This is a genomic window from Frigoribacterium faeni (assembly GCF_007988805.1).
Taxonomy (GTDB): domain Bacteria; phylum Actinomycetota; class Actinomycetes; order Actinomycetales; family Microbacteriaceae; genus Frigoribacterium; species Frigoribacterium faeni.
Genome location: NZ_BJUV01000046.1, coordinates 1 through 17,155 on the forward strand (window position 1 = coordinate 1; position 17,155 = coordinate 17,155).

General features: G+C 71.1%; 17 protein-coding genes. 4 read left to right on the plus strand and 13 right to left on the minus strand.

Annotation, left to right across the window (positions count from 1 at the left end; genetic code table 11):
- Positions 1–139 precede the first annotated feature (139 nt).
- Both FFA01_RS14680 and FFA01_RS14685 read left to right on the plus strand, forming a co-directional pair.
- Positions 140–1,315 carry an alcohol dehydrogenase catalytic domain-containing protein gene (locus FFA01_RS14680; RefSeq protein WP_146856935.1) on the plus strand — a complete coding sequence of 392 codons (1,176 nt, stop codon included), beginning with the start codon at positions 140–142 and terminating at the stop codon, positions 1,313–1,315.
- A 251-nt stretch (positions 1,316–1,566) separates the two neighbouring features.
- Positions 1,567–2,538 carry a phosphodiesterase gene (locus FFA01_RS14685; protein WP_146856936.1) on the plus strand — a complete coding sequence of 324 codons (972 nt, stop codon included), beginning with the start codon at positions 1,567–1,569 and terminating at the stop codon, positions 2,536–2,538.
- Positions 2,539–2,921: 383 nt separating this feature from the next.
- Here the strand turns inward: FFA01_RS14685 and FFA01_RS14690 are convergent, their stop codons facing one another.
- Positions 2,922–3,752 (minus strand): oxygenase MpaB family protein, encoded by an 831-nt coding sequence (locus FFA01_RS14690; protein WP_146856937.1) that lies wholly within the window; start codon positions 3,750–3,752, stop codon positions 2,922–2,924.
- A gap of 41 nt (positions 3,753–3,793) precedes the next feature.
- Between FFA01_RS14690 and FFA01_RS14695 the strand changes: the two genes are divergently transcribed.
- Positions 3,794–4,270, plus strand: coding sequence for an NUDIX hydrolase (locus tag FFA01_RS14695; RefSeq protein ID WP_146856938.1), 477 nt, complete (start codon positions 3,794–3,796; stop codon positions 4,268–4,270).
- A 33-nt stretch (positions 4,271–4,303) separates the two neighbouring features.
- Here FFA01_RS14695 and FFA01_RS14700 read toward each other — a convergent pair whose 3' ends face one another.
- From FFA01_RS14700 to FFA01_RS14740, 9 genes are all read right to left on the minus strand, one after another.
- Complete coding sequence (locus FFA01_RS14700) at positions 4,304–5,935, minus strand: stealth family protein (RefSeq protein ID WP_146856939.1); 1,632 nt, start codon at positions 5,933–5,935, stop codon at positions 4,304–4,306.
- Between the two features lie 119 nt (positions 5,936–6,054).
- Entirely contained in the window at positions 6,055–6,420 is a 366-nt protein-coding gene (locus FFA01_RS14705) for a DUF6804 family protein (RefSeq protein ID WP_244289882.1), read from the minus strand.
- 159 nt (positions 6,421–6,579) lie between these two features.
- Positions 6,580–7,164 carry a GDSL-type esterase/lipase family protein gene (locus FFA01_RS14710; RefSeq protein ID WP_146856941.1) on the minus strand — a complete coding sequence of 195 codons (585 nt, stop codon included), beginning with the start codon at positions 7,162–7,164 and terminating at the stop codon, positions 6,580–6,582.
- 78 nt (positions 7,165–7,242) lie between these two features.
- Entirely contained in the window at positions 7,243–8,880 is a 1,638-nt protein-coding gene (locus tag FFA01_RS14715) for an SDR family oxidoreductase (protein ID WP_146856942.1), read from the minus strand.
- Positions 8,881–8,978: 98 nt separating this feature from the next.
- Entirely contained in the window at positions 8,979–9,923 is a 945-nt protein-coding gene (locus FFA01_RS14720; protein WP_146856943.1) for a bifunctional riboflavin kinase/FAD synthetase, read from the minus strand.
- A gap of 7 nt (positions 9,924–9,930) precedes the next feature.
- Positions 9,931–10,395 (minus strand): hypothetical protein, encoded by a 465-nt coding sequence (locus tag FFA01_RS14725; protein ID WP_244289883.1) that lies wholly within the window; start codon positions 10,393–10,395, stop codon positions 9,931–9,933.
- 58 nt (positions 10,396–10,453) lie between these two features.
- Complete coding sequence (locus tag FFA01_RS14730) at positions 10,454–10,822, minus strand: hypothetical protein (RefSeq protein WP_146856944.1); 369 nt, start codon at positions 10,820–10,822, stop codon at positions 10,454–10,456.
- Positions 10,819–11,718 (minus strand): tRNA pseudouridine(55) synthase TruB, encoded by a 900-nt coding sequence (truB, locus tag FFA01_RS14735; protein ID WP_146856945.1) that lies wholly within the window; start codon positions 11,716–11,718, stop codon positions 10,819–10,821. Before truB ends, FFA01_RS14730 begins: the two co-directional genes overlap by 4 nt.
- A gap of 46 nt (positions 11,719–11,764) precedes the next feature.
- Entirely contained in the window at positions 11,765–12,319 is a 555-nt protein-coding gene (locus tag FFA01_RS14740; RefSeq protein ID WP_146856946.1) for a nucleoside/nucleotide kinase family protein, read from the minus strand.
- A gap of 67 nt (positions 12,320–12,386) precedes the next feature.
- On the opposite strand from FFA01_RS14740, the gene FFA01_RS14745 reads away from it, so the two are divergent.
- On the plus strand, positions 12,387–13,256 hold the full coding sequence (locus FFA01_RS14745) for an HhH-GPD family protein (RefSeq protein WP_244289884.1): 870 nt from the start codon (positions 12,387–12,389) through the stop codon (positions 13,254–13,256).
- 13 nt (positions 13,257–13,269) lie between these two features.
- Here FFA01_RS14745 and rbfA read toward each other — a convergent pair whose 3' ends face one another.
- From rbfA to FFA01_RS14760, 3 genes are all read right to left on the minus strand, one after another.
- Positions 13,270–13,803 carry a 30S ribosome-binding factor RbfA gene (rbfA, locus tag FFA01_RS14750; protein ID WP_146856947.1) on the minus strand — a complete coding sequence of 178 codons (534 nt, stop codon included), beginning with the start codon at positions 13,801–13,803 and terminating at the stop codon, positions 13,270–13,272.
- 100 nt (positions 13,804–13,903) lie between these two features.
- The gene (gene infB / locus FFA01_RS14755) at positions 13,904–16,690 is read right to left on the minus strand and encodes a translation initiation factor IF-2 (RefSeq protein WP_146856948.1); all 2,787 of its coding nucleotides are present in this window, start codon (positions 16,688–16,690) and stop codon (positions 13,904–13,906) included.
- Positions 16,691–16,779: 89 nt separating this feature from the next.
- On the minus strand, positions 16,780–17,082 hold the full coding sequence (locus FFA01_RS14760; protein WP_146856950.1) for a YlxR family protein: 303 nt from the start codon (positions 17,080–17,082) through the stop codon (positions 16,780–16,782).
- Between the last annotated feature and the right edge of the window lie 73 nt (positions 17,083–17,155).

A 17,155-nucleotide genomic window follows, 5' to 3' on the forward strand; every position in this document is an offset into this window, starting at 1 on the left:
ACGGCGTAGTCGAGCGAGCATCACCCGCCACGGGGCGGTCGGACCATGTCCGACCGCCCCGTGGCTCGTTCGTCCCCTTCGACCCGGCCGCCTGTACCCCTCTCAGGGGGCACGGCGGGTCACCGCGTAGACCGGGACGATGAAGGCTCTCACGTACCAGTCCGTCACCAACGTCTCCGTCGAAGACGTCCCCGACGCCCAGATCATCGATTCCACCGACGCCGTCATCAAGGTGACGTCCGCAGCGATCTGCGGCAGCGACCTGCACCTGTACGACGCCCTGGGCGCGTTCCTCGACAAGGGCGACGTCCTCGGGCACGAGACCATGGGAGTCGTCACCCACGTCGGGTCGGACGTCACGCGCATCGCCGTCGGCGACCGCGTCGTCGTCCCGTTCGTCATCGCCTGCGGCGAGTGCTTCATGTGCACCCGCGGTCTGTTCTCCCAGTGCGAGACCACCCAGGTCACCGAGTACGACTCGGGTGCGACCCTCTACGGCTTCAGCAAGCTCTACGGCCAGGTGCCCGGCGGACAGGCCGAGCAGTTGCGCATCGCGCGGGCCGACTTCAACCTGGTCAAGGTCGGCAGCGAGCTCCCCGACGAGCGCTACCTGTTCCTCAGCGACATCCTGCCCACCGCGTGGCAGGGCGTCGAGTACGCGCAGGTCCCCGACGGCGGCACCCTCGTCGTGCTCGGGCTCGGACCCGTCGGCCAGTTCGCCTCCCGCATCGGGAGGCACCGCGGCTACCGCGTCATCGGCATCGACCCGGTGCCCGAGCGTCGCGCCATGGCCGAGCGTCACGGCGTCGAGGTGCTCGACCTCACGAAGGACGTCGCCGACGTCGTCAAGGGCATGACCGACGGCCGCGGCCCCGACTCCGTCGTCGACGCCGTCGGCATGGAGGCCCACGAGCACGCCGGCATCGGCCTCGTGCAGAAGTTCGCCGCGGCCCTGCCCGACTCGATCGGCCAGGCCGTCATGCAGAAGGCCGGGATCGACAGCCTCGGCGCCATGCACCTCGCCTTCGAGATCGTCCGTCGAGGCGGCACGGTCTCGCTCAGCGGGGTCTACGGCGGCACGGCGGACCCGACGCCGTTCCTGACCCTGTTCGACAAGCAGATCACCATCAAGATGGGCCAGTGCAACGTCCAGAAATGGATGGACACGCTCATGCCCCTCGTCGAGGACCCGTCCGACCCCCTGGGCACGGAGGACCTCGTCACGCATCCCGTCCCGCTCTCGCAGGCCGCCGAGATGTACGACGTCTTCAAGAACAAGGAAGACGGCTGCATCAAGGTCGTGCTGAAGCCCTGACCGGACCCCGCCCGAGCCACGTCCGATCGTGACGCGTCCGACCTCGCGACCCGCGCCTCCCGGGGGTCGCGGGGTCGTGGACGGCATTGCGCCGGACCGAGCGATCCGGAATGCGATGAGTTCGCCGACCGTTCACCGAAACGCGCACGCACGTTCACCGCATTCCGAGCAATCGGGTGATGGACTGGGTGACGAATCAATTACGAGGGTCTCATCCCGAGCCCGCGTCGGCGACATCGAATGAGAGAACCATGGATCTCCGGACGGCCGAACACCCCAGGCCGAACCATTTCATCCTGCACCTCAGCGACACGCACCTGATCGGCGGTGACGGCGAGCTCTACGGGGCGGTCGACAGCGAGGCCCGCCTCCGTCAGATCGTCACCGAGATCGAGGCCTCGGGCGGACGCCCCGAGGCGATCGTCTTCACGGGCGACCTCGCCGACAAGGGCGAGCCGGACGCGTACCGGAAGCTCCGCGAGCTCGTGGAGCCGGTGGCCGCCCGCCTCGGCGCCCAGGTCATCTGGGCCATGGGCAACCACGACGAGCGCGGGGCCTTCCGCGAGCAGCTGTTCGGACAGCTGCCGTCGCAGCGTCCCGTCGACCTCGTCTACGACGTCGACGGACTCCGGATCATCACGCTCGACACCACCGTGCCCGGGCACCACTACGGCGAGCTCTCCAGCGACCAGCTCGACTGGCTGGCCGAGGAGCTCAGCACCGACGCGCCCGACGGCACCATCATCGCCATGCACCACCCGCCCGTCCCCAGCGTCCAGGACCTGACGGCGCTCGTCGAGCTGCGCGATCAGGCCTCGCTCGCCGAGGTCATCGAGGGCAGCGACGTCCGGTCGATCATCGCCGGGCACCTGCACTACTCGACGAACACCGTGTTCGCCGGGGTGCCCGTGTCCGTCGCGTCCGCCACCTGCTACACCCAGGACCTCAACACCGCCGGCGGTGGAACCCGGGGGCGGGACGGCGCGCAGTCCTTCAACCTCGTGCACGTGTACGAGGGTTCGGTCGTCCACTCGGTGGTCCCGATCGGCACGTACGCGACCGTCGGCGAACCGGTCTCCTCGGACGCCGTGGCCGAGCGGCTCGCCCTCGCCGGCGTGAGGATCGCGCCAGCCGCACCCCGCCACCGGGCCACCGACACGGCTCCTCTGCCGCTTCCGGTGCAACAGGACTTCGCCCTCACCGGCCCCATCGACACCCTCTAGGCGGTCGCGCCCGACGCGGTCCCCATCCGTCGGCAACTCCTGCCTGCTGCTCCGCCGCGCTCGGACGGCCCTGTCCTGACGGGGCGACCGGCTGCGCGTGGTGCAGCAGTGCGGAGTTCCCGACGGCCGCTGCCGGAAGCCGCCGGCCGAGGGCAGGGGGACCGCGTACGACGAACGCCGACGATGTGCGACCCTGTGCGCCCCGTCCGCACGTCGGCAATTCCTGCCTGCTGCCGCGCCCTGCATCCCGGCGTCCGAGAACACGCGAGTCGGCGCCGAGCGCGTGTCACGCGTGAGGAGTTGCCGACGCCGTACCCGCCGGGACACGGGGCGTCGGACTCGAGTCAGGGGCGCCCCACGGCGGCGCGGACCCTGCGGTCGCGTCAGGCCGCCGAGCCTGCGGCACGGCGCATGGATGCCCTCAGGCGGCGGAGATAGCCGTCGCACAGCACCTGCCGCACGCGGCGAGGGAGGTGGGGCAGGACGGCGGAGGCGACGCCCATGACCCGGTCGTAGCGGCGTTGCTCACGGACGCCCCACGGCAAGGCGAACTGCTCGCGCACCGCAGGCGGCAATGATCCGCTCGTGACGAGACGGGCGAGCGGCATGACCCCTCGCAGCCACCGGGGCCCCGCCACCGGATGCAGCAGCCTCGAGGCCACACCGCGCGTCACGTCGTCGACGGACAGCGCGTCGATCGACGCGTCCCAGTACGCCCGGAACGCCGCACGGTCGGCGGGCCAGCGTTCGCGGGGCATCTGCAGAGCCGTCCCCACGACCGCGTACTCCTGGTAGACCGTCTCGGCCGCGTCGTCGTCGAGGGGCCCGTAGACGCGCTCGAAGATCGTCATCGCCGAGTCGTAGAGCGTGGCGGCCACCCAGAGCTGCAGGTCGGGGTCGAAGGCGTCGTACGGGACGCCGTCGGTGGTGCCGTCGTCGTGAACGGGTCGGTGGGCTCGCCCGACGGAGCGGCGGACGAACACCCGCTCCTCCGGTGAGCCGAAGACGATCGCGTAGAGGTAGGTCATCGTGCCGTGCAGCCGCGAGAGGGGTCGCAGGGCGAAGTCGCTGTGGCGGGCGACGCCGTGCCCGACGCCGGGGTCCGCGAGCTGGAGGAGGATCGCCCGTCCGCCACCCGCCAGCAACGCCGACTCGGCGGCCATGTCGCCGATGTGCTCGACGTCGGCACCGCGCAGGGACCAGGGGAATCGCATCCGATCAGCCTACGTCGGCCCCTCTCGCTAGGGTGTGCGTCATGTCGACGCCCGAATTCGTCCTGTCCCTCCGAGAGAAGATCGGTCACGAGCAGCTCTGGCTCGCCGGAGTCACCGCCGTCGTCGCGCGAGGCGACGACGTCCTGCTGGTCCGCCGTTCCGACACCGGGGCGTGGACCCCGGTCACGGGCATCGTCGACCCCGGAGAGAACCCGGCGGACGCCGCCGTCCGCGAGACGCTCGAGGAGGCCGGCCTGGAGGTCACCGCCGAGCGGCTGGCCGCCGTCGGGGTCACCGATGAGATCGTCTACGGCAACGGCGATCGCGCTCGCTACCTCGATCACACCTTCGTGATGGGCTACCGGTCGGGTGAGCCGTTCCCGGCGGACGGTGAGAACACCGAGGCCAGGTGGTTCCCGGTCGGCGCACTCCCCGAGATGAGCCCGGAGATGAGGGGCCGACTCGACGCGGCGCTCTCACACGAGACCGCCGCACGGTTCGGCGTCGGACCCGCGTGACAGCAGCCGACACGACGCGTCACGCCGGCGGCATCAGGACTCGAGCGAACCCTGCGACCCTCCGGCACGAAGCGACCGGCGATCCTGCTCGGCGCTCTCGCGGGCGACGCGGTCCATCTCGGCGCGCTCCCACGGTGCCGGGAAGGGGTAGTAGCGCTCGAGGAAGTCGGTGACCGTCGCGGTGCGCTCCTCGTCGCTCACCTCGGGGAAGCTCCCGTCGTTGAGGCAGAAGAAGTCGTACGACCGCTTCTTGAGCAGCTCGGACAACGACGCCAGCCCGGACACCATGGTCGTGTCCACGTAGCTGACCCGGGCGTTCTCCTGCACGATCGCCCGACCGGTCATCAGGGCGTAGTAGTGGTACAGCGAGTTGGTGACGGAGATGTTCTCCTTGGCCCGGAACGGGCTCGCCGCGGTCGCCGAGAACTCGTCGGCGAACTCGTGCTCCATCTCGAACATGACGCTGCGTCGGAGCGGCGCCGCCGTGTGCTCGAGGTGCCTGGTCGTGACGCGGCCGAAGCGCTGCTGCAGCAGACGGCGGTTGACCCGCGCGGCGTTCTCGAACCCGCTGCGGTCGGGGTTGTTCAGTCCGAGGCCGATGCGGGTGTCCGCCTCGATGAACTTCGTCACCGATCCGGGCGAGAAGAACATCGACGGAGCCACCGGACGACCGAAGAACATGTCGTCGTTGGAGTACAGGAAGTGCTCGCTCAGACCCTCGATGTGGTGCAGCTGCGACTCGACCGCCTGCGAGTTGTGCGTCGGCAGGAACGACAGGTCGGAGAAGAACTCCTCGCTGCGGACCACGCGCACCCGCGGGTGGTCGCCGAGCCACTCGGGCACGGGCGAATCCGTCGCGATGTAGATGTTGCGCACCCACGGCGCGAACATGTAGACCGACCGCAGAGCGTACTTGAGCTCGTCGATCTGGCGGAACCGGGCCGGGGCGTCGTCGCCCTCGCCCACGACGTGCCGTTTGGCCTGAGCGGCCCGGGCGCGCTGGTACTCGACCGAGTTGCCGTCCACCCACGAGAAGATCAGGTCGATGTCGAAGGTGATGTCGGTCGCGTGGTCGTCGAACATGTGGGCCAGGGTCGGCCACTCGAGCCCGAAGCGCTCGACGGTGCTCTCGACGGCTTCGTCTCGGGGCAGAGCCGTCCGCATCAGGGCGTTCTCGGTCGGTGCGAGGATCTCGTCGTCGGTGACGATCCAGAACTCGACCTGCACGGCCGTACCGGCGCCGTAGCGGAGGCGACCGATCGGCTCGACCCTCGGGCGGTAGATCTTGAAGATGCGTTCGTTCTCGGGGTCGAGCCCGCCCTCGACGACCAGGACGGCGCGACCCTTCCGGGCCTTCGCGTAGAACGGCTCGGTGGCCGATGCGGCGACCATGGCGGCCACGAAGTCGGCACGATGCACGACGTCGACGGCGATCACCGGACGGATGTCGTTGCCCCGCACCAGCAGGTACGGGATCTCGGCTTCGTCGAGGACACGACGGAGATAGAGGAGGTCTTCGATCATCGACTGCTGCGGCGTCAGGTGCCCGTTGAGCAGAGTGAACTGCCCCTTGCGGAGCACGACGTCGTCGCGATCGACACCACCGGATCGAGGACGAGGGGTCAGCAGCGGACTCTCCGTCGTACCGGTGATCTCGGTGACCATTCAGACTCAACCTTCCGTGCCGGCCTCGGGTAGGCGCTCGCACACTGGGGAACACTTGATTTTAGCGGTAGCGGACCGGGTCCGTGGAGCCACCGCCCAGGAGGCGCGGTGCGAGCGGGTCAGCGACGCGCGGTCGCCCGCCCGGCAGCCGCCGGATCCTCCGTGGGGACCTTCACGACGATACCCGCCGCGATGAAGACGCCCGCCGCCACGAACTGGAGCACCGCCCAGGGCTGCCCGCTCAGCGGGATGACGACGACGGGGTTCCAGACGACGGCCACGGCGGCCAGCAGGGGCAGGACCCACCAGGTGCGGCCCCGGACGGCGAAGACGAGCATGATCAGCGCGAGGATGGAGACGACGTACCGGAACCCGACGAAGAGCCCGGAGTCGATCAGGACCACGCCGACGATCAACGCCACCGCCCCCAGCAGGCCGGGGGCCAGCGCGGGACGGGTGAACGCGGGTGCGGTGGGGGTGGGCACGACGACGACCTCTCGTTCGACCGCCTCGGGGATCGGCGGTGTCCGCCGAGCCTAGCCGCCCGTCCCAGCCCACGACGACGGGCCCTCCCGAGGGCTCGCGCCGACGGGCACCCGCCCGACGTGGACGTCCCGTCGATCGGCGGGGACGGGACCCCGGCGCTAGTCGATGTCGTACGGCAGGTTGATGACGCTCAGCGGCCGGCTCATCGGCGGCTCGTCGCGGAGACGTTCGAGGCCCGGACCGATCTCGGCGACCCAGGCGTCGTATCCGGCGCTCGTCAGGTGCAGACCGTCCGTGGAGTACTCGGGACGGATGGCGTCACCCGACTCGTCGGCGAGAGCGGGCCACAGATCGAGGTACTGAGCCCGCACCGTCGACGAGAACTGGCGGAGGTGCCGGTTGGCATCGCGGATGCGCGGTGCGAACTCGGCGCCCCGCGGCAGGATCGACTGGAGGAGCAGGCGGGTGCCGGGCAGCTCCCGGCGCATCGACACGAGCAGGGACTCGACGCCGCGCACGACCTGCTCGACCGAGCGCCGCCCGGTGAAGTCGTTCGTGCCGATCGACAGCACGACCGAGTCGGGCCGCGCGGCGACGACCTGGTCGATGCGCTCGGCCAGCGTGGCCGTCGTCTCGCCGTCCACTCCGAGGTTGACGACGTCGTCGTCGGGGAACCAGGTGCCCCAGTCCCCTGCCCGAGTGCTGTCGTCCCCGACGAATACCAGCCTGTCACCGTTCGACATGTTCGACCTCCCTGTGAAATGCCTTGATGGCCCATGCTGTCAGCAACCGCTGGGAAGCGCCACGGAGGCGCGGGACCGTCACGATGCGTCCGTCGCGACCGCGGCGGGCCGGCCGGGTGCCGCGGCACGCTGCGCCGCATCGCGCTCGGCGGTCGCGGTGATGCGTTTCAGCATCCCCGAGAAGATGACTCCGTGGAACGGCAGGATCGCGAACCAGTAGAGCCGGCCGCCGAGTCCCTGCGGGAAGAAGACCGCGCGCTGGCGGTAGTGCGAGCCGCCGTCGTCGCCGGGGGCGACGGTCATCTCGAGCCACGCGCCTCCCGGGACCTTCATCTCCGCCCGCAGGCGGAGCAGCGACCCGTGCTCGATCTTCTCGACCCGCCACCAGTCGAGGGCGTCGCCGACGCGCAGCGTCGTCTGGCTCCGTCGGCCGCGGCGCAGGCCCACTCCCCCGACGAGACGGTCCATCCACCCGCGCGCCGCCCAGGCCAGGGGGAACGAGTACCAGCCGTTCTCTCCCCCGATGCTCTCCACCACCTTCCAGAGCTCCGACGGAGGCGCGGTGGTGTCGGTCTCGCGGTCGTCCGTGTACACGGTGTGCCCGGACCAGTCGGGGTCGCTCGGCAGCAGGTCGCTGGGGGCTCCCGAGACCGAGGAGTCCTGCCAGCTCGTCTCGACGTCGCCGTCCTTCTCGCGCTGGAGGGCCAGTCGCACGGCCGTGCGGTAGCGCAGCAGCCCCTCGGCCGGTGGGGCGACGTACTCGTCGATGTCGTGCTCGTGGACGACGCAGTCGTACTGGAGCGAGGCGATGATCGGCACCGCGAGGGCACGGGGCACGGGAGTCACCAGGTTGACCCACTGCGACGCCAGCCACGGCGTGAAGACGGGCAGCGACGCGATGGGCCGCTGCTTGAGCCCCGCCTCGAGCGCGTAGCCGTTCATCATCTGCCCGTACCGCAGCACGTCGGGTCCGCCGATGTCGAAGGTGCGGTTGACGTCGGCCGGCACGTCGGCGGCGCCGAGGAGGTAGTGGAGGACGTCGCGGACCGCGATCGGCTGGATGCGGTTGCGGACCCACTTCGGTGCGGGCATGTACGGCAGCACGTCGGTCAGATGACGGATCATCTCGAACGACGCCGAGCCCGAGCCGATCACGACGCCGGCCTGGAGCGCGACGGTCGGGACGCCGCTGGCCAGCAGGACGTCTCCGACGTCCTTGCGCGACTGCAGGTGCTTCGACAGCTCGCCGTCGGGATGCAGCCCGCCCAGGTACACGATCCGCTTCACCCCGGCCGCCGCGGCGGCGTCGGCGACGGTGTGCGCCGCATCGGCCTCGGCCCTCTCGAAGTCCCCTCGGCCGCCCATCGCGTGCGCGAGGTAGTAGACGACGTCCACGCCCTCCATCGCCGGGCCGACCGTCGCGGGGTCGGTGAGGTCGCCGCGCAGCACCTCCACGTCGGCCGCCCAGGGCACGTCCGCGAGCTTCTCGGGCGAACGGACCAGGACCCGGACGTCCGCGCCGGCCTGCACCAGGCGCGGAGCCAGACGACCGCCGATGTAGCCGGTGGCTCCCGTCACGAGGATGCGGCGGCGCGCCACGGCGTCGTCGAGCCCGGCCGCGTCGGTCCCGGACGACGCCGACGACTCCGCGGAGCCGGATGCGTGGGGGGCGGAGGCGGCGCGGTGGTCGCCGCCCTGGTCGGTGTGCTGAGGCATCGGGCCACCGTACGCCCCGCGATCGGGAGCCAGCACGGCGACGTCGCGGCACGACGGGGCCGCCGTCCGTCGGGGCGGCGGCACGAGGCCGCCCGGCTTCACCGGGGCGCAGGGACTCCGAGGATCTCCCGCGTCCGACGCACGTCGGCGGCGATGTGCTCGATCAGGGCCTCGAGGCCCTCGAACCGCACGTTGCCCCGCACCCAGTCGACGAACAGGACGGTCACCTCGCGCCCGTAGAGATCGAGGGTGACGTCGAGGAGGTGCGCCTCGACCTGCTTGGCCGGCACCCCGTCGAAGGTCGGGTTGTTGCCGACGGAGACCGCGGCGGGGTACACGACGTCGTCGACGAGCACGCGGGCGGCGTAGACGCCGTCCGCCGGGACGAACCCCTCGCTGTGCGGGGCCAGGTTCGCCGTGGGGAAGCCGAGCTCGCGACCTCGCTGCTCGCCGTGGACGACCACGCCCCGGACGGCGGACTCGCGTCCGAGCAGAGCGGCGGCCTCGCGGACGCGGCCGGAGCCGAGCAGCTCCCGGATCCAGGTCGAGGAGGCGCGGCGGTCGCCCCCGGGGCGCACGTCGTCGATCGAGACCACGCGGAACCCCCGTGACGCGCTCAGCTCGCGGAGCGTCGCGACGGTGCCGCTGCCCCGCACGCCGAAGCGGAAGTCGTCGCCGACGAAGACGACCCGGGCATGCAGCGCGCCGACCAGGATGCGGTCGACGAAGTCGGTGGGGCTGAGGGTCCGCAGCTCGTCGTCGAAGGTGAGCATGAGGGTCGCGGCGACACCCGCCTGATCGAGCAGCTCCCGCTTCTGGCGGTTGCTGACGAGCGCCGTGGGCACCCGGTCGGGCTGGAGGACGGCGAGCGGGTGACGGTCGAAGGTCACGACGGTCGCGGTGAGCCCCTCGGCGACGGCGACCTCCTCGAGCAGGTCGATGACCGCACGATGGCCGACGTGCACGCCGTCGAACTTGCCGATGGTCACCGCACTCGGCCCGAAGTCGGCGGGCACGTCGGCGAGGGTGTCCCAGAACTGCATCAGAGGGTCACCGGGCCTCGTCGGACGCCTCGGGCGCCCCCGCTGCGGCCTGCCCGGCGGGGTCGCCGCTCGCCCGGGGTCGCGCACGGGCGAGCCAGACCATGCCGAGCACCGGCAGGACCAGAGGGACGAAACCGTAGCCCCGGCCGAAGAACGACCACACCGTGTCGTCGGGGAACAGAGCGGGGTCGAGGGTGGTCAGCAGCCCCACGATCAGCACCCCGGCGAGCTCGAACGAGATCGTGGCCCACGCGACGGCGTACGACGTCGTGCCCCGCGTGATGAGCGAGACGGTGGCGACGATGTAGACCACGGCCGCCAGGGCGCTCAGCGTGTACGCCAGCGGCGCCTCGGAGAACTGCTCGAGGATCTGGAACACCGACCGGCCGGTCGCGGCCAGGGCGAGCACGGCGTAGACGGCGATGAGGACGCGGCCGACACCGACCGCACGCGTTGACTTCTGAGTGACCATCACGACCAAGGATATGGCCCCGGGTCGAGGACGTCCGACCGTTCGAGGACCTCGGGGCTCATGCGGTCTGGACCGTCCAGATCTGCAGCATGCGGTAGACCATCACCGCGACGGCGAAGACGGCCGCGGCGAGCACCACGTTGCTCCAGCGGGACCGGTCGACGAGCGCCCAGACCACGGCCAGCGGCGGGAGCAGGATCGCCGACACCAGGTAGATGTAGAACTCGACCACGTTGCCGGTCGGATCGTTCCCGACGAACGGCGTGACGATCGCCACCACCAGCTGGGCCAGCAGCAGGACGAGCACGACCGCCGTCGCCCCCACCGTGACGTCGTTCGGGAGCTTGCCGGCGAACCCGGCGAACAGACAGACCAGCCCGGCGACGCAGGCGACGACGACCTGGAGCCAGGTGAACCACTCGATCACGAGGCGACCTCGTCGGTCGGGAAGTTCACGATGGGCTTCGCTCCGCCGCCACGGACCGACACGAGACCGGCGAGGGCGCGAGCCGGCGTGACCGCCGCGATCGGTCCGTCGGTGTCGTCGAACCCGACCGCCACGCGCTTGCCGTGACCGAGGTCGGTGGCCTCGTCGGCCGTCATCCGCCAGATCGGGAACAGCCGCTCGGCGACGTCCACCGGCGCCAGCAGCGCCGGCGCGACGTCGATGCCCTCGAGGACGGAGGCACGGGTCACGTCGAACGGACCCACTCTCGTCCGACGCAGGGCCGTCAGATGCCCCCCGACGCCGAGGTCCGAACCGAGGTCGCGGGCCAGCGCGCGCACGTACGTGCCCGAGCTGCACGACACCCTGACGTCGAGGTCTCGAACCACCAGCCCGTCGACCGTCGACTCGCGACGCTCGAGCACGGTGAACTCGGAGATCGTGACGTCGCGGGCCTTCAGCTCGACCTCGACGCCCTCGCGCGCGAGATCGTAGGCACGGCGTCCGTCGACCTTGATGGCGCTCACCGTCGTCGGCACCTGACTGATCGGTCCGCTCAGGCGAGCGATCCCGGCGTCGACGGCCTCGTCGGTGACGCCCGCGGCCGACGCGCGCGTGACGATCTCGCCCTCGCTGTCGTCGGTCGTCGTCGATGCCCCGAGCCGGATGGTCGCGTCGTAGCCCTTGTCGAGCCCGACGAGGAAGGTGAGGAGTCTGGTCGACGAGTTGAGACCCAGGACGAGCAGCCCGGTCGCCAGGGGGTCGAGCGTGCCGGCGTGGCCCACCTTGCGGGTTCCGGCGGCTCGACGCACCCGGGCCACGACGTCGTGGCTGGTGATGCCCTGCGGCTTGTCGACGAGGAGGATGCCGCTGTTCACCCGACGACGTTAGCGCAGGTCGCGGCCGGGCCGACGCGGGCGGCGCTCAGCATGCGTCGTCGAATCGGCGACGCGGGTGCTCGGGGTCGGAGTTGTCGACCACGGCCGAGGCCTTGGCGCGAGCGTCGACCCTGGCGTCGTCGTCCGTGACCCAGACCCGGTAGTGCCAGAGGCCGGAGAGGCCCGGTCGCGACAGCTGCGCGCCGTCGACCAGGAGGAGCGCGTCGGCGGGTCCGGTGACCCAGGCCGATTCGACGGGGCGATCGGCGGCGGCGTCGTAGGCCCGCTCGACCCACCCGGTGCTGCCGCCGAGGCGGAAGGGCTCGATGAGGACCCGACGGAACAGGCTCTCGTCGAGCTCGGGGTCGGACTCCGGCCCCGACCCGTCGGCGCGCTTCGAGAACGACGCGGTCGATGCCCGGAACGCCGCGTGCCCGGTCTCGCGCACGGCCTCGGCGAGGTCGTCGGCGAAGGCCGCGCGACCGGAGGACCCGTCGCCGTCGACGGCCACGACGACGCGACCGCGCCCGTAGTTGTGCAGGATCTCGGTCGCCAGCTCGCGCAGCGTGTCTTTCTTGGCGGGGGCCCATCTGGTGGTCATGCGCACACGCTACGCCGCGCCTCCGACATCCCGCCGGACCCCGTCGTGCGCCGTCTAGGCTTCTGCGGTGAGCATCTCCCCCGCCGTGAACGCCTGGTTCCGAGAGAACGGCAGAGACCTCCCCTGGCGGCGGCCGGGATTCCCCGCCTGGGGCACCCTGGTCAGCGAGATCATGCTGCAGCAGACGCCCGTCGTGCGTGTGGTGCCGCGTCTCGAGCAGTGGCTCGAACGCTGGCCCACCCCGCCGGACCTCGCGGCGTCGCCCGCCTCCGACGCCGTCCGGGCCTGGGAGCGGCTCGGCTACCCCCGTCGGGCGCTCGCCCTGCACGCCGCGGCCGTCGCCATCACCGACCGGCACGGCGGCGTCGTCCCGGAGGACGTGCCATCGCTCCTCGCGCTGCCCGGTGTGGGCGACTACACCGCCCGCGCCGTGGCGGTGTTCGCCTACGGGCACCGACACCCCGTGGTGGACACGAACGTCCGACGGGTCCTCGCTCGAGCCGTCGAGGGGGTCGCCGAGCCCTGGGCCCCCCGGGCGACGCGCGACCTCCCGCTGATGGAGTCGCAGCTCCCCGCGGACGACGAGGAGGCGCGGGTGACGAACGCGGGGGTCATGGAGCTGGGCGCCCTGGTCTGCACCGCCCGGGCACCGCTGTGCGACAGCTGCCCGCTGCTCGAGCAGTGCGCCTGGGTCGCCGCCGGCCGTCCTGCCCACGTCGGCCCGCGCCTCCGGGTCCAGCCGAGGTTCGAGGGCTCCGACCGTCAGGTCAGAGGGCTCATCATGGCCGAGCTCCGGGCCAGCGACATCCCGGTCACGAGCGCCGAGATCGAGCGGGTCTGGACCGATGCGGCGCAGCGCGACAGAGCCCTCGCCGGACTGATCCGCGACGGTCTCGCCACGGGATCGCCCGACGAGGGCTACACGCTCCCCGACTGACCGGGGCGCGGGGTCAGCGGGTCGAGCCGTCGGGCTCGGTGGACTCGCCCGAGACGGGAGCCTCGAGCTCGTCGTCGAGTGCCAGGTCGTCGTCGAGGTCGTCGTCCTCGTCGACGTCGTCGCCGAACTCCCGCGGCTTGACGTACGGATCGGCATCACCGGCGTACTCGGCCGACGAGGCCATGGTCTGGCTCTCGTGGTCGCGCTGGCGCGCCTCCTGCAGGAGACGGTCGATCGAGGCCGCGTTCTCGGGCAGGGCGTCGAGGATGAACTCGAGGCTCGGCGTGAGGCGTGCGGTGATGTTCTTGCCGACCTCGCTGCGCAGCATGCCGGTCGCGGACTTCAGGGCCGCGCCGGTGTCGCGGCGCTCCTCGTCGGTGCCGTAGACCGTGTAGAAGATGGAGGCGTGCTGCAGGTCGCCCGTCACCTTGACGTCGGTGATCGTGACGAACCCGAGACGCGGGTCCTTGATGCCGCGGTCGAGGCGTCTCGCGACGATCTCCTTGATCCGGTCGGCCATCTTGCGGGCGCGTTGTGCGTCAACCATGGTGAGCTCCTTCGTGCTGTTCGCCGCCGTGGCGAGAGGGTGAGGCCCCGCCCCGACCGTAGTCGGAGCGGGGCCTCGTGTGCTGCGATGACGCCGAGGGTCAGACCCGCGGCTTCTCGACCATCTCGATGGTCTCGATCTCGTCGCCGATCTGGATGTCGTTGAACTTGCCGAGACCGATACCGGCCTCGAAGTCCGTGCGGACCTCGGTGACGTCGTCCTTGAAGCGACGCAGCGAGTCGATCGCCAGGTTGTCGCCGACGACGACGCCCTCGCGGATGACCCGGGCCCGGGCGTTCCGCGTGATCGTCCCCGATCGCACGATGACACCGGCGATGTTGCCGACCTTCGACGAGCGGAAGATCTCGCGGATCTCGGCGACACCGGACTGCTTCTCCTCGAACTCGGGCTTGAGCATGCCCTTGAGCGAGTTCTCGATGTCCTCGAGCGCCGAGTAGATCACCGAGTAGAAGCGGATGTCGACGCCCTCACGAGCCGCGCGTTCGCGCGCCTTCGTGTCGGGACGCACGTTGAACCCGATGATGATCGCGTTGTCGACCGTCGCCAGGTTGACGTCGCTCTCGGTGACGGCACCCACACCGCGGTGGATGATGCGCAGCTGGACGCTGTCGTCCACCTCGATCTTGAGGAGCGACTCCTCGAGCGCCTCGACGGCACCCGACACGTCTCCCTTGATGATGAGGTTGAGCGCTTCGACCTTGCCCTCTTCGAGCGCACGGGTGAAGTCCTCGAGCGAGATGCGCTTGCGCGACTTCGCCAGCGACGCGTTGCGCTCGACGGCCTCGCGCTTCTCCGCGATCTGACGAGCCGTGCGGTCCTCCTCGGTGACGAGGAAGGTGTCGCCGGCGCGGGGGACGCTCGACAGGCCCTGGACCAGCACGGGACGGCTGGGGTAGGCCTCGAGGACGGCGTCGCCGTTCTCGTCCATCATGGCGCGCACGCGGCCGTAGGCCGTGCCCGCGACGATGGCGTCTCCGACCCGGAGGGTTCCGGACTGGATGAGCACCGTGGCGACGGCACCGCGACCCTTGTCGAGTCGCGCCTCGATGGCGACACCACGGGCGTCCTTGTCGGGGTTCGCCCGGAGGTCGAGCCCGGCGTCGGCCGTCAGCAGCACCGCTTCGAGGAGCGCGTCGATGTTCTTGTTGTCGCGAGCCGAGACGTCGACGAACATGACGTCTCCGCCGTACTCCTCGGCGACGAGGCCGTACTCGGTGAGCTGCTGGCGCACCTTCGCCGGGTTGGCGCCCTCCTTGTCGATCTTGTTGACCGCGACCACGATCGGCACGTTGGCCGCCTGGGCGTGGTTCAGGGCCTCGACCGTCTGCGGCATGATGCCGTCGTCGGCCGCGACCACGAGGATCGCGATGTCGGTGACCTGGGCACCACGGGCGCGCATGGCGGTGAACGCCTCGTGACCCGGGGTGTCGATGAAGGTGATGGCGCGCTCGACGCCCTCGTGCGGTGCCCACACCTGGTACGCGCCGATGTGCTGCGTGATGCCACCGGCTTCGCCGGCGACCACGTTCGCGTTGCGGATCGCGTCGAGCAGGCGCGTCTTTCCGTGGTCGACGTGACCCATGACGGTGACGACGGGGGGACGGATCTGCAGGACCGACTCGTCCTCGTCCTCGAGCTCCTGCTCGAGGTCGATGTCGAAGCCCTCGAGGAGCTCCTTGTCCTCGTCCTCGGGCGAGACGACCTGGATGTTGTAACCGAGCTCCTCGCCGAGGACCTGGAAGGTGGCCTCGTCGAGGGACTCCGTCGCCGTCGCCATCTCACCGAGGTGGAAGAGGACGGTCACCAGGTTGCCGGGGCTGGCGTCGATCTTGTCGGCGAAGTCGCTGATGGACGCGCCGCGTCGCAGACGGACGATCGTGCTGCCGTCGCCGCGGGGGACGCTGACGCCACCCAATGACGGGGCGGAGCGCATCTCGAACTCGGCCCTCTTCGTCCGCTTCGACTTGCGTGCCTTGCTCTTGCCGCCACCGCGACCGAAGGCGCCGGCAGTACCGCCGCCGGGGCCACGACCACGGCCGCCACCGCCGCCCGCAGGACGAGGGCCGCCGAAACCGGGGCGGAATCCGCCGGCGGCACCGGGAGCGCCACCGCCGCCGGGACGCTGGAACCCGCCACCGGCACCGCCGGGACGAGCGCCGGCACCGGCGGGACGCTGGCCGAAGCCGTTGGGACGGGGACCGGCGCCGACGCCGGGACGCGGAGCGCCCGGACGGGGCGCACCGGGACGAGGAGCCTGGGGACGAGGTCCGGCTGCTCCACCGGGGCGGGGCATGCTGCTCGAGGCTCCGGAGCCGCCGGGACGGGGCGCGCTGGGGCGACCCATTCCCTGGTTGCTGGCGAAGGGGTTGTTGCCGGGGCGGGGAGCGCCGGGGCGCGGGCCACCGGGCTTGGGACCGGCGGCGCCGGGCGTGACGTCCTCGGCTGCAGGGGCCGCGGTCTCGTCCTTGGCGGCGGCCGCGGCGGCGGCACGCTGCGCCTCGGCCTGGGCCTGGCGCTCGGCGACCGTCAGGGGCGCGACGGGTGCCGGTGCTGCGTCGACGTCGGGCTCGGCCGCCGCGGGTGCGGGGGTCGGCTCGGCGACGGGGGGCTTGGGGGCGGCCGGGCGGGGTCCGCCGGGCTTCGGTGCCGACGACGTCGCCTTGGGCGCGCTGGCCGTGGCGGCCGCGGGAGCGGCCGACGGCTTCGCCGCGCCGGCGAAGGCCTGGCGCAGCTTGCGAGCCACGGGAGGCTCGACGCTGGAGGACGGTCCCTTAACGAACTCGCCCATCTCCTTGAGCTTCTCTAGTGCTGTCTTGCTGTCGATCCCCAGCTCGCTGGCGATCTCGTGTACGCGTGGTTTAGCCACAGTTCTCCTGTCTCGGGCCCTCCCCGAGACGGGAAGAGCCTTCAGTTCTGGACGGGTCTCATTTCGAGCCGCTCATTAGTGATTGCTCATTAGTTGTCCATGTGCCGTTCAGCCTGTTCTGTCGTGGCGATGGGTCGTGAAGGGGCGATCCGCGTGAAGTAGGCGCGGAGCTCGTCGACATCGGGTTCGGAGTCGAGGCGGAGTGCACGGCGGAAGGCCCTGCGCTTCACTGCCGACTCGAACGCGTCGATCGACGGCGTCAACCACGCACCCCGCCCGGGAAGGGTCGCGGTCGGGTCGACCACAAGACGTCCGTTTCGGGCGACGACCCGCACGAGTGCGGATCGCGGAGCGCGCGCTCGAGTACCGATGCACGTTCTGACGGGTTCCACCTTACCCCCTCGGGTCGTCGGACGGGAGACGCCGGGGGCGAACGGCGTGGTGCGGCCGGTCGCCCCCGGCGGG

Coding starts and splice junctions, on each gene's coding strand:
- FFA01_RS14680 (WP_146856935.1), top strand. CDS start 140: ATGAAGGCTCTCACGTACCAGTCCGTCACCAACGTCTCCGTCGAAGAC.
- FFA01_RS14685 (WP_146856936.1), top strand. CDS start 1,567: ATGGATCTCCGGACGGCCGAACACCCCAGGCCGAACCATTTCATCCTG.
- FFA01_RS14690 (WP_146856937.1), bottom strand. CDS start 3,752: ATGCGATTCCCCTGGTCCCTGCGCGGTGCCGACGTCGAGCACATCGGC.
- FFA01_RS14695 (WP_146856938.1), top strand. CDS start 3,794: ATGTCGACGCCCGAATTCGTCCTGTCCCTCCGAGAGAAGATCGGTCAC.
- FFA01_RS14700 (WP_146856939.1), bottom strand. CDS start 5,935: ATGGTCACCGAGATCACCGGTACGACGGAGAGTCCGCTGCTGACCCCT.
- FFA01_RS14710 (WP_146856941.1), bottom strand. CDS start 7,164: ATGTCGAACGGTGACAGGCTGGTATTCGTCGGGGACGACAGCACTCGG.
- FFA01_RS14715 (WP_146856942.1), bottom strand. CDS start 8,880: ATGCCTCAGCACACCGACCAGGGCGGCGACCACCGCGCCGCCTCCGCC.
- FFA01_RS14720 (WP_146856943.1), bottom strand. CDS start 9,923: ATGCAGTTCTGGGACACCCTCGCCGACGTGCCCGCCGACTTCGGGCCG.
- FFA01_RS14725 (WP_244289883.1), bottom strand. CDS start 10,395: ATGGTCACTCAGAAGTCAACGCGTGCGGTCGGTGTCGGCCGCGTCCTC.
- FFA01_RS14740 (WP_146856946.1), bottom strand. CDS start 12,319: ATGACCACCAGATGGGCCCCCGCCAAGAAAGACACGCTGCGCGAGCTG.
- rbfA (WP_146856947.1), bottom strand. CDS start 13,803: ATGGTTGACGCACAACGCGCCCGCAAGATGGCCGACCGGATCAAGGAG.